This window comes from Campylobacter sp. P091 (assembly GCF_002138935.1).
Classification (GTDB): domain Bacteria; phylum Campylobacterota; class Campylobacteria; order Campylobacterales; family Campylobacteraceae; genus Campylobacter; species Campylobacter devanensis.
The window spans coordinates 13,410-25,370 of record NZ_MJKZ01000005.1 but is presented as its reverse complement, the minus strand read 5'-3'; the positions used below and the strand labels follow the sequence as shown (position 1 = coordinate 25,370).

The following is an 11,961-nucleotide window of genomic DNA, read 5'->3' as shown; positions in this document are numbered from 1 at the left end:
AAAATGGCAGGAAATATTTTAGGTGGGTTGATTGATTTTGGTAAAAATATCTTTAAGGATTTTAAGGCCACGGATTTTCTAAACGCTGGGGGTGAAATCTTAGGCGGGATAGGGCAGTATAAGGCGGCAAAATCTCAAGGGAAGATGGCTAGGGACGTCTTTAACTATAATAAAGCCTTAATGGAAGAGGAGCGGGCAAGACGTAAAAAAGCTGATGATGCTCTAGCAGCTGGATTTAGGGCTAGTGATTATGCTAAGGAGATTTGATATAGGGGTACCCTATTTTATGTTCTTTTAGCGGGGCAACAAGTCGCCCCTAAAGAACCAAATACTAAAGCCCCACTTCGTGGGGTACCCCTATTTATGGGGACTTTAGTGTTTGCTACTTTAGGCGTGGCTTTGCTACGCCGCTAAAAGTAGGTAAAAATAAAAGTGGGGCTTTAGGTGGGTCAAGGGAGTGTAACTCCCTGTCGCAAACGGCGACTTGTTGCCGTGCGAAGTTAAAATGGGGTACCCCACGAAGTGGGGCTTTAGTGTTTGCTACTTTAGCACGGACTTGTTCGTGCGTTAAAAGTAGGTAAAAATAAATAGGAGTAAAAATGGGATACTATGATAGAATGCTTAGAACTCTTCAAGCACCTAGCACAAATGGTGGGGTAGGCACTGGGCTAGGGCTAGCGGCAATTGGTCAAGCACTAAGCAATATAAGCAAGATTAGCGATGATAGGGCTAAGGCGATAGCGCAAGAAGATAGGGCTAACTGGGAGAGAGCTTATAAAGATAATGAGATGGCTATGGCGATAGAGCAAAATATACAAAATAGCGCTCAGCGAAAATTTGATAATGATATGGCGGTAAAAAAGCTAAATTTGGATGAGAAAAAGACAAAGGCGGAAATAGATAGTATAAATACTAAGGCAGCAATAGCAAGAGATGCGCATAATCTAGCAAGGCTAGATAACTATACATTGACTAGACTGCTACAAGACTTTATACAAAATGGTAATGTAAATAGTGGGTTATTTGCTCATTATAAGTTTGGGGTGCCAATTTTTGGTAGTATAAACAACATACCAGTTAAGCCAGTAAGTAAAGATGATATAGCAAATATAAAGATTGATTGATGGCTAAAATTTAGAAAAAATAGTGGTAAATTATCTGCTTTAAAGGAGTATTTATGGCAGAGATTTACACGGTTAGAAGTATCTTAGGCGATGAGAGCTTACAAAATTTAATTAATCAAGGCAAGAGTCAAGATGAGATAATAAGCATAGCTAAAGCTTATAAAGATGAAGCTATAAAAAGTGGGGATAAAGATGCTCTAAATAGAATGAATTTGGTCAGTCAGAAGCAAGGAAGGGCGGACTTTTTCACTAGGCTGGGTGATAAAATGGACGCTAATGGATATGAGACCATGGGGAGTATCGCTCGTGGTATAGATATATTAGCTAGTAAGGCAGCTGCGCCTATAGCAGGTCTGATGGGAGATAGTGATAAAGAGGCTCAAATTTTAGCTGATATGAAGCTAACACAATCAATTAATGAAGCTAAGAATTTAGATAAGATAGCAACTACCCCACGCACTCAAAGAGAGTATCAAATAGATAGCAATAACTTGCTAGGTAATGCGATAGGATCATATACTAAAGACTCAAAAACTTACGCTAGAAATCTAATAGAACAGGCTGAAAATAGTGGTTATACGGCTATGGATAGATTTAATATCGGTATGGCTACAACTGCAAACGCTACTAAATATGTGGTAAAATCATTTTTATACGGCGAAGATAGCAAGGAAGCTAACGATATAAAGGACGCTCAAAAGATACTGCAGGCTAGTCGTGATGCGTATGAGGCTAATAATCCTGATAAGTGGAATGTGGCTAACTTCGCTGGAGAGATGGTAACTGACCCACTAAATGCTGTGGGACTAGCTAAGGGATTTAAGGTAGCTAATACTGCTTTTAAAAAGGGGGCAAATGTAGCATTTGATTTAGCTCAGCTAGGAGCCATCGGTGGTATGGCTGGAGCTATAAGCGAGTATGGAAGCTATAAAGATAAAGATGAACAAAATGTAGCAGGTGCAGCGATGATGGGAGCTGGGGCTGGGGTGGCTCTTGGGGCTGGATTTATGGCGCTGGGGGCTGTGCTTAATAAGATAGCTAGTAGATTTGGTCAAAAATCCACACTAGAGCAAAACGCACAGATAGCCAAAGATGAAACAACTAAAGAGCTAGAAAAAGGCACTCCCCAAGATATAGATAAGAGACTACAAAAGATAAGTGATGATATAGAAGAGGCTTTTAGCGCTGATGAGAACGCAGAAAATATAGCTAGGCTTTTAGGGCAAGAGTATGATGATAATATAAATAAGGCGATAAAAGAGAGCCAAGAGGTATCAACTGCGATAGATAGTAGCGTGGCTAAATTTGCTAATGATAATCCAAAAGCTAGTGCTAGTGATATAGAGATATATATAAATAAAACTTACGCACCAAGCGAGAGTGAAAAAGAGCTAACACGCATAATAAATGATGATAAGCCTGTAACTCCACGAATGGCTGGGTATAGAGTGCTAGGAGTGCTACAAAAGAGTATGGAGTATAAAACACGCTTTGATCGTGATACTATTGTTAAGAGATTTAAAAATCACGGCTTTAGCGATGAGTTAGCCAATATCTTTGCTGATGCTTACATAGCTGATGATATAAGCGTGGCTAGGAGATATCTAGATAGCAAGGTAGCTAGTAATAGGCAAAAGAGCGTAGAAGATGGGCGTAATGAGTGGCTTAAGAACACTACAAAGAGCGATAAAGCTAAAACTCCAAAAAATCAAGATGAAATTTTAAAAGAGATAAGTAGCAATCAAACGCAATTTAAATTAATCGATGATAGCGATATGACAGCTGAATTAAAAAGTAGATTAGAAAATGATGGATATACCCTAGAGCGTGAGCCTGAAAGTGGAGTATGGGAGATTAGCAAGGCTATGCCAAACCAAGAGATAAAAGAGACCTTGGCTAAGCCAAAAGAGTTATATGGTAAATTTAGAAACAATGTTAAAAATATATTAAATAAGCTTATTGGCATTGATATAACCAATAAAAATGATGGCAGAATCGCCCAAGTATCTAAAACAAATATATCAAAAATGATAAGTGATAAAGCAATACAAAAGAGCTTAAATAATGGATTTAGTGCTAAAGAGCATTTTGAGGCGGTGGAGAGTGTCGAAGAATTGTATAAAAATGCTATATATAAAAGTAGCTCTGATGATATAAAAAATGGAGATAAAGCATTAAAAATACATAGATATGAAGCTGATTTCAAAGATAATGCTAAAGTGCTAATAACACTTAAAGAGAGTATAGATAAAAATCAAAATAGAATATATACTTTAGAAGTTGATGCGGTAGAATCTAAGTTAAGCACTAAGGCCCCCGAGAATAAACATAGTGCCTTAAATTCTGATGTAAAAGATTTTGATTCCAGCGTGGGCTCTGAAGCGTCTTTTATCACCACCGCCGATAGCGCTAACGATAAAACTATATCAAACAAAGACTTAAAAAGCACTGATGTGGTTAATGTAAGCGATGAAATTGGGATAAATTCAACTAAAGGTAATTTTAAATCCAACCCCTTAAGCACCCCGTACTCTGATGCGGGATTGGCAGTTAAAGCTCAGGACACCCGTGATGGGGTACGCCCAAACGCCAGTATTGCTAAAACCGATGACAAGACTATACCAAACCAAGACTTAAAAAGTACTGAGTTTGCTGAACTCACTTTTCAAGATAAAAAAGGTAAAGATCATATAATCACAAAAGAGATACAAAAAGAGTGGATAGATACTTTTGGATTAAAAAATTTAGATGATACATATATCCCTAAATTTAATAATGAGATTAAAAAAGCTTTAGGTAATAAAGAATTAAAATTACAAAAGGGAAGCTTATTAAAATTAGTATCTCAAGGTAGGCAAAAATTTATCCCAGAGATAAAAAGAGTATTAGATGATCCTGAGATAATTATTACAGATAAAAATGGCGAGATTATTTTAGCTAAACATTTAAAAGACAAAGATTATTTTGTTAATGTAAGCTTTGATAATGGAGAGTATCTCATAAGTATATCAAATGGTATAAAAGAGATTAATAACTTAAATAATAAAATTAAGCAAGGTGGAAGGATATTATATCAATCTCCAAACGCCAATTCTATCTCGCAAACGCTTTTACAGACTTCGCAATATTCAGCCAACAAGATTGATGTCGCCCCTGTTTCTACGCCCAAAAACGACTTAGACCGAACTCTAAGCAACAGATACGATAGTTCAAATTCTACCCCAAAAGAGATAAAAAGTCAAGGGTTAAATCTAAGCAGAGCTGAGCGAAGGGCGATGGGGATACAAGAGCCAAAGGGTAAAACACTAGTAATAGATGAAAAGGCGGTTAAGAGCGATGTAAGGGAGTTTGGAAGGTTGGCTCATCAAGTGGGGCTAGGATTTAAGAGTGCTAAAGAGGCTAAGGCTGTGATGGATAAGTGTGATAAGAGTAAATTTGATTGTGGGAGTTAGTGCCTATTTTTATGAAAATATTTTTATATTATTAATTTTAACTTCGCAGACTAGCAAAGCTAGTCTTTGCGACAGGGAGTTACACTCCCTTGACCCACCTAAAGCCCCGCAAGCGGGGTACCCCATTTATGGGGCTTTAGTGCGTTTCCAAAGTGCCAAACTTTGGTCGCAAAGCTGGGCTTCGCTCAGCTGCGAAATTAAAATAAAAAGGAAATTAACATGACAAAAGATAGTTATGAGCTTTTAGGGTTTATCATTAGTAAAGCAACTAATGGTTTGATGATATATAGTAGCGTTGATGGCGATAAAGGTCAAATCGATATGGGTGAGATAGGCGATGCTGTAGTAAAACTTAAAAACAAAAGAGAGTATAAGGTATTTTCTAAAGAGCAGTGGCTAGCAATGCCAAAAAGCGCTAAAGAGGCTACTAAAACAGCAAACAAAAAAGAGCCAGTATTAAACGAATTTGGGGAGCAAAACAGTGATTTAAAAGGAGAAAACGATGAGTCAGCAAACAGCTTGGTATGATGAGCCTTTAGATAATGAGCCAAATTTAGATGATGAGAAATCACCAAATATAGAGCAGAGCGAGCCACAAAAAGAGGTGGCAAAAGAGCCTGATCAAGATAGACTAAAACAGAGCGATACTCAAAAGCTTGAGCTTAGCAGTGAAGACCGCAGATTACTAGATGAAGCAGCGGCTAGGGAGAGATTTTCAAATGAGATAGCTATGGCTGAAAAGAGTGTGCCTGGGTTTGATCGTGGCAAAGTCCTTCATAAGCTAGAAGAGATAAACAAAAAAGACCCAGCTATGGCTGCTAATCTATTTAGCGCTCAAGGGCTAGAGCTTATATGGTATAAATATTTTGCTCATCAAGCAAATAGCGATAATGTGATGGATAGCCATAGAGCTAGAATGGAAAATTTCAACCCTAATGAAGCTATAGAAAAGATAAATAAAGGTGAGGCAAGCTCTGCTGATATGGTGGATTTTTACTCTCATCTTGGTGAGATTTGCCGTTAAATTTGATAGCGCTACAACTTTTGTGGCGCTTTTTTATTCTAATAATTTTAATACCCATTTTTACGAATTTATTATTTTAAAATCTTAATTACAAAAAGGCGGTAGAGTGTTTAGGTTTTGCTTGGAGTATAAACCTTCAAGCAATTTGTTTGGGAAAAAATACATTAAGGAGATTATTTATGATTAAAGCAGGTTTGATAGATAGTAGTGAGGCGTTTGGTAAAATCGCTGATTATGAATCTAGGATTTTAAAAGTTGGTAGAAATGAGACACCATTTCTAAGCTCGATTAGCTCTATGGCGCCAAGCAATAGAGATGGAAGCGTAGCTGCTGGGCATATGTGGTTTTATGATCAGTTGCCTGATGGCCTAGACTACCGTGATGCTAGTACAGCTAGTGCTGAGGGTGGTGCTATGAGTAGTGTAAGTCATTACACTGGTAAAAGGCTAGAAAATCACTACCAAATTCTAAAACAAGCCTTTGGGGTAACTGGGTCTGAAGCTGAGGCGATGAGGGTTAATGGTCAAAAGGTAATAGCTGCTCAAAGGGAGCAAGCCTTAATCCAGTTTAAAAAGACTTTAGAGAAAATTTTATTAAGTGAGCAAACAGCAGTAGCTAGAGTAAATACACCTGGGGCTAAAGTTGCTGGGAAGTGTGGTGGGCTAAAGAGCTTTGCTACAGCGGCTAATAAAATTAATGCTGGTCTTAAGGAACTGACTTGGGATACTATTAGAGAGCTTTTAAAAATAGGCTATCTAAATGGGTCGCCATATAGAATTTTAATGATGAATGATAAGCAAAAAGATAGGCTAGATGATATTATCTTTTCTAAAGCTCATGTAAGTGGCTTAAATACTTCACGCATTGATAACAATGTAACTCACATTGGAAATACAGCTTATGGCACAAATATCCAAGTAATGCTAAGTCCATATCTAAAAGATGATGAGATTATAGCACTTAAGCCTGATGATATAGTCAAGGTCAATTGGCGTCCAATGGCAGAAAAAAAGAGAGAGACAACTGATGATGCAGAGCTATATGAGATTATCAATGAATTTACTCTAAGGGTTTGTACTCCATATGCTTTTGCGTGGTTACATAATCTAAAGGTTTGAAAAAATGACAAAGGCGGAGTTTATCAAAAGGGCGGAATTTGCCTTAAAGGGTGATCATCCGCCGCCTGCAAGTAGTGATTTAATAGATAGTCTGATATATAGGGCGGCTGCTACAATCAGTGATGAGATAGAGCCACTGGAGTTAGTGGAGTGCGATAAGAGATTTTTTGAGGTGTATCGTCATATTGATGAGTATTATTTTATACGCAAATTTAAGATTTATGATGATAGCTTTGGCTATGATGATGAGAATTTAAACTCAGCTTTATTATATCTATTTTGCTTTAGCGTTAGTGCAGTAGCACAAAATCAAAGCTATTTTATATCTTTAGCTAGAAAAGCGATGATGGCTTATCAAGCCACCATTTATGATGGGTATGAGGTTAATGATTTACAAAAAGCTTTAAGCAGGTGGGGATATGCTAAGCCATATGTAGTAACAAAGGCTTTAAACGCTTATTATGCGTGGGATGAAGCGTTTTTGAGTGAGCTGGATTTTTATCTAAGTGATAATAGCAAGATTAGAGGGCTTAGTGTAGAGAAGTTTATACAGCACTTTATAGACTATCAAAATGGCGTAACTTCTAGCCAAAGAGCAGATATCAAAGATTTAGATAGAGTGATGAGTGAAAGGTTAAGATAATGGCAATTCAAAAAGCATTTACACAAATTTGTCAAGAGATTTTAGATAGATATGATAGCGTGCTAGATACTCATAATCTTAGCCAAAATATAAAGCGTGAGATACAAAGCGCTAAAAGTGAAGTACAAGCTAATAAAGACGCAGCCCAGCAAATCAAAACTCAAACCCAGCAGATAAAAACAGAGACTAATACTATCAAAACTCAAACTGAGCAAATTAAAACTCAGACTGAGCAGATAAAAACTCAAACCCAGCAAATCAAATCTCAAACTGAGCAGATAAAAACAGAGGCTCAGCAGATAAAGCTAGAGCTAGTAGCTAAAGCTAGGAACCTATCTGAGCTCATTGATGCTTTAGAGCAGATAAAGCAAAGTAATGGGGTTAGAGTTGATGAGATAATCCAAAGCCTAATATTATCTGATAAAGAGTTTTTAGTTAGGGCTATGGACGAGCTACTAAAAAGGGCTGAGTATAACCATAAGGTTGAAGAGATAAGGCAGCTTAGTGGGGCGATATCAGCAAAGCTTGAGGAGCTAAAGTATGGTATTTTAGATTTTGCTGATATAGTAGAGGATAGGCTAAGTAGTGCTGGTGAGCATTTGATTAAAAAATCTGATGAGCTAAAGCTAGAGGCTACTAGAGCTAGACACGAGATAGCTAGTAAAAAAGAAGAAGTATTAAATCTAGTGGAGAGTGAGCTAGGTAGGGCTAGTGATTACTTTGCTAGAGAGTTTAAGAGTGCTAATATCCATAAAATGGAGCTAGATGAGCGTAGCACTATAGCTAGAGATTTGATAAATGAGCTAAAAGGTGATGAGCTATGTGATGAGCTATACCTTGTGCGTGGTGAGAGTGCCTTAGGTAGGGCTAAGGTAGCTAGTGAGTTACTAGGGCTTAGTATAGCTACAGGGGCAGCTAAGGCTATAGGGCTTAGATATGAACGCCAAATTCCAAAGCTAGTAGCCTTGCAAGATGAGACTAAAGAGATTAAAGAACAAACTCAAAATAGATTAGATGAGCTAAACATACTACTAGAGGCTAGTAACGCAGCAGCTGCAACTAAACTAAAAGAGCTAGATGAATTAACTCTAGAAGCTCATAAGATGATTAAAAATAGTGAATTTGCTAACTTATTAGGAGTTGTATTGTGAAATTAGATGGATATAGTTTTAGTGGAGATAAGACCGTTAGCTTTAATAGCAATGCAGTAGTAAGCATAGGGCTATATAACGCCTTAGCCAGTCCAAAAGCAGTTACGATAGAAGTACTAGATGAGCTAGGCACATTAAAGGCGACTTTGTATCACGCAACGCTTGAAGGGTTTAAAGGGTATAACACTAAGATATTTGTAAGAAATGGTCAAAAGCTAAGAGTATCAGCTGATGCTGGTATAGGTGTGAATGTAGGAGTAATAAATGAAAGCTATGTAGCTAAAGGTGTCTTAACTACTGAGTATATAGCCTGCGTAGGTGATGGGGTTAAGAGCGAGTTTAGCTTAAATGGTATGAGTGTAAATAGCTTTAAAGAGCTTTGCATTATCTTTGATGGGGTTTATACTGCTGTTTTTGGTAAGGATTATACCCTAAGCGATGATGGTAGTGTAGTAAGGTTTAATAAAGCAGTAGCTAATGAGCTAGAGTTTGTAATGATAGTAACTAAGCAGGAGTGAGAATGAGACCAAAGAGTTATGATATAAGCCGTGGCGAGATAAATGGCGAGATTATCGGTGGGAAGCTGCGTCGTGGGGTTGTGAGCTTGCCTCCGATTTTAGAGGATAAAAGTAGCATATTTTGGGGATATGAGGGTGAGCTAGTAGTGCTAAAAAATAGTGGCGTGATATGCTTAGTCTTAGAAGATATAGCCAAGAATGATGCTAATACTATAGAAAATCTAAAAGCTAATAATAAGATAATGTATCTAAGTAGCTTTATAGGAAAGGATGAATAATGCCAAATAGTGTAATGATAATAGACCCAGCCTTAGCTGGTGGTGGTATAGGGCTAACCCCTACGCAAAATCAACCAACTACTACTAATTGCTGTGATGATAAACTAGATGAGCTAATAAGATATCTAAGCATATCAGTACCAGCAAAGCTTGAAGAGCTAACACTAAGGATAGATGCAGTAGCAGCTCACTGGCAAGAGGCTAGTAGGATAGGTAAAGAGGTGCATAACGCACTAATAAGCTCATTAAGTGCTAATCCATCTAGATTTTTAATAGGTGGTGTGGAGTATGATAACTTTGCTAAGCTAAATGAGAGACTTCAAGAGGTTGTCTCTAATACTTTAGATAAAGTAGAAGAGACTAAGCAGTTTATATTAGATGAAGTAAGTAAAGCAACTGTGTTTGATAATATTGAGATAGTGGAGTAGATATGGGAACTAGAAAATTTGAAAAACTAATTCTTAGCAGTGCTAAGAGTAAAGATGATATAGTAGCTGAGGCACTGGCCCAAATAAGAAAGTACGAAGCTAAAGACCCAGCAAATGACTATATATGTAGCGTAATACACGCATATGATAATGGGGATAACGCTGGAGACCAATACATTGTAATCAATGAAAAGCTAAGAGTAGAGTATGGGCTAAAGAGTAATGCAGTAGCTAGCTCACACTATAGCAGTGCTGATATAAAGGCTATGATAGATGCAGTAGATGCTAAGATACCTCTAGACCCAGCTAAAGAGGCTTTGCTAAAAGAGGTAGAAGCTATAGAAGCTGATATAAGAGCTAAGGAAGCACAGCTACCACCAAAAGAAAAAGAGCTAAGAAACCTAAAACAACAAAAGGCTACTATAGAACAAGAGATAGCAGACCTAAATTCTTTAATAGCACAGGCTAGGGCTGAGGGTAGAAGCACTACAGTACTAGAAGCTTCAAAGGCTCAAAGAGAAGCAGACCTAGCTGCTAAAAATAGGCAGATATCTACACTAGAGGGGCAGATAAATGAGATTAAAAGACAGATACCTTTGCTAAAAGAACAAGCCAAAAACAAGCAAACTCAGCAAGAGGCTATAAAAAGCCCTGAGCTAGCTACTAAGGCTTATGTAGATGGGATAAATACTACGCTAACTAGGAGTATAAATACTAAGGCTAATGCTAATGCCGTAGTAACTTTAACTGGTAATCAAACAGTTGCTGGGGTTAAAACTTTTTCTAGCCCTGTAGTAGTGCCAAACGCTACAGCAAATACTCACGCAGTTAATTTGGCTCAACTAAATACCAAAGCAAATTGGGGTGCTATAGTGGCTCTAACTGGCAATCAAACTATAGCTGGAATTAAAACTTTTAGCAGTCCTATAATAGTACCAAATGCTACAGATAATACTCACGCAGTTAATTTAGCCCAACTTAACACCAAAGCCAATGCTAATGCTACGGTTAATTTAACTGGTAATCAGACAATTGCTGGTAATAAAACCCTAAGTGGAACTACGACACTAGCAGCTACAGTCATAAATGGAGCTACGCAGCTAAAAGGTGCAGTAACTGCTACAGGGGCTATAACTAGCAGTGGGAATGTAACCTTTAACACTGGTCAAGTAACCTTTAATAATAAAGCTCCTATATCAACTGTAGCACCTACAGCAGCTAATCATTTAGTCACTAAAGATTATGTAGATAAAAAAGCTAAAGCATATATTATAGAAACATATAATAATACTTCTACTGGGTCGTGGTATAGAGTTTGGAGTGATAAATGGTGTGAGCAAGGTGGTTTTGCACCTAATACAACTATTCGCCATGACACTGTTACTTTGTTAAAGCCTTATAAAGATACTAAATATTGTATATACACATCACATATGGGTGGTAAATGGGAGGCATGGTGGGCATCTGATGAGACAATTACAGATGTTACAACTAATTCTTTTAAAATGAATACTCAAAAAAATAATACTGCAACTTGCCGAAACTGGAAAACTTGCGGGTATATTGCATAAAGGAGATAAAAATGGAAATTAAAGCAGTTTTAAAAAAACCTTACACTGATGAAGAAAGAATAGAGTTTATTGTAAATAATAACCACTCAAATGGTTGGCAAATAAATGAAACTGATACCGAGTTACAAGCTTTAGGTCGTAATGATTTAGAAATAGCTAAAAGTAATAAATTAGATGAACTCTCAAGTATTAAGGCTACAAAGCTTTTAACGCTAAATTATGGTGGCAATGAGTATCAAATAGATAGCGATAGCAAGATAAATATAAGTGGTAAAATAAGCCAAATTCTACTAGCTGCCTCTAGTGGGCAAGATACTGGGGCTATAAACTGGATTACTAAAGATAATAAGGTAGTAAGCTTTAGCAAGGAAGAATTTATGGCTTTTGGTGTAGCTGTGGCAACTCATACTGAGATGATATTATTTAAGCACGACCAGCTAAGAACTGCTGTAAATAACGCTACTAACATTGATGAGATAAAAGCTATAGAGTGGGTGGATTAAGCCTTAGTGAGTGTTACTAAAAAGTATAGGAATATTATGGTGCTGATGATTAAGATAGAAGCAGTTATGATGGGTATCATTTGGTATCCTTTATATCTTTTTGCTTTTGTTTTATCTTTAGGCAAACTATGATAAATAAGATTAGCAATAA

13 protein-coding genes are annotated in these 11,961 nt (G+C 37.2%); all 13 read left to right on the top strand.

The genetic code is table 11. The features are described from left to right. Positions 1-3 precede the first annotated feature (3 nt). The 13 genes from CIGNP91_RS05890 (at position 4) to CIGNP91_RS05830 (ending at position 11,810) form a co-directional block, all read left to right on the top strand. On the top strand, positions 4-267 hold the full coding sequence (locus CIGNP91_RS05890; protein ID WP_086253658.1) for a hypothetical protein: 264 nt from the start codon (positions 4-6) through the stop codon (positions 265-267). Positions 268-599: 332 nt separating this feature from the next. Further along, positions 600-1,124 carry a hypothetical protein gene (locus tag CIGNP91_RS05885; protein WP_086253657.1) on the top strand — a complete coding sequence of 175 codons (525 nt, stop codon included), beginning with the start codon at positions 600-602 and terminating at the stop codon, positions 1,122-1,124. Between the two features lie 53 nt (positions 1,125-1,177). Then, entirely contained in the window at positions 1,178-4,576 is a 3,399-nt protein-coding gene (locus CIGNP91_RS05880; protein WP_086253656.1) for a PBECR2 nuclease fold domain-containing protein, read from the top strand. Between the two features lie 219 nt (positions 4,577-4,795). Beyond that, positions 4,796-5,104 carry a hypothetical protein gene (locus CIGNP91_RS05875; protein ID WP_086253655.1) on the top strand — a complete coding sequence of 103 codons (309 nt, stop codon included), beginning with the start codon at positions 4,796-4,798 and terminating at the stop codon, positions 5,102-5,104. Continuing rightward, positions 5,079-5,600, top strand: coding sequence for a hypothetical protein (locus tag CIGNP91_RS05870; protein WP_086253654.1), 522 nt, complete (start codon positions 5,079-5,081; stop codon positions 5,598-5,600). The genes CIGNP91_RS05875 and CIGNP91_RS05870 overlap by 26 nt, the downstream gene beginning before the upstream one ends. 179 nt (positions 5,601-5,779) lie before the next feature. Continuing rightward, on the top strand, positions 5,780-6,718 hold the full coding sequence (locus CIGNP91_RS05865; RefSeq protein ID WP_086253653.1) for an SU10 major capsid protein: 939 nt from the start codon (positions 5,780-5,782) through the stop codon (positions 6,716-6,718). 4 nt (positions 6,719-6,722) lie between these two features. After that, positions 6,723-7,361 (top strand): hypothetical protein, encoded by a 639-nt coding sequence (locus CIGNP91_RS05860; RefSeq protein WP_086253652.1) that lies wholly within the window; start codon positions 6,723-6,725, stop codon positions 7,359-7,361. Continuing rightward, positions 7,361-8,512: a hypothetical protein gene (locus CIGNP91_RS05855; RefSeq protein ID WP_086253651.1), complete on the top strand. Its 1,152-nt coding sequence runs from the start codon at positions 7,361-7,363 to the stop codon at positions 8,510-8,512. Before CIGNP91_RS05860 ends, CIGNP91_RS05855 begins: the two co-directional genes overlap by 1 nt. Then, on the top strand, positions 8,509-9,030 hold the full coding sequence (locus tag CIGNP91_RS05850; RefSeq protein ID WP_086253650.1) for a hypothetical protein: 522 nt from the start codon (positions 8,509-8,511) through the stop codon (positions 9,028-9,030). The genes CIGNP91_RS05855 and CIGNP91_RS05850 overlap by 4 nt, the downstream gene beginning before the upstream one ends. Before the next feature lie 2 nt (positions 9,031-9,032). Continuing rightward, positions 9,033-9,308: a hypothetical protein gene (locus tag CIGNP91_RS05845; RefSeq protein ID WP_086253649.1), complete on the top strand. Its 276-nt coding sequence runs from the start codon at positions 9,033-9,035 to the stop codon at positions 9,306-9,308. Beyond that, positions 9,308-9,736, top strand: coding sequence for a hypothetical protein (locus tag CIGNP91_RS05840; protein ID WP_086226681.1), 429 nt, complete (start codon positions 9,308-9,310; stop codon positions 9,734-9,736). The genes CIGNP91_RS05845 and CIGNP91_RS05840 overlap by 1 nt, the downstream gene beginning before the upstream one ends. A 2-nt stretch (positions 9,737-9,738) precedes the next feature. Further along, complete coding sequence (locus CIGNP91_RS05835; RefSeq protein WP_086253648.1) at positions 9,739-11,307, top strand: hypothetical protein; 1,569 nt, start codon at positions 9,739-9,741, stop codon at positions 11,305-11,307. An 11-nt stretch (positions 11,308-11,318) separates the two neighbouring features. Continuing rightward, the gene (locus CIGNP91_RS05830; RefSeq protein WP_086253647.1) at positions 11,319-11,810 is read left to right on the top strand and encodes a DUF4376 domain-containing protein; all 492 of its coding nucleotides are present in this window, start codon (positions 11,319-11,321) and stop codon (positions 11,808-11,810) included. The last annotated feature ends 151 nt before the right edge of the window (positions 11,811-11,961 follow it).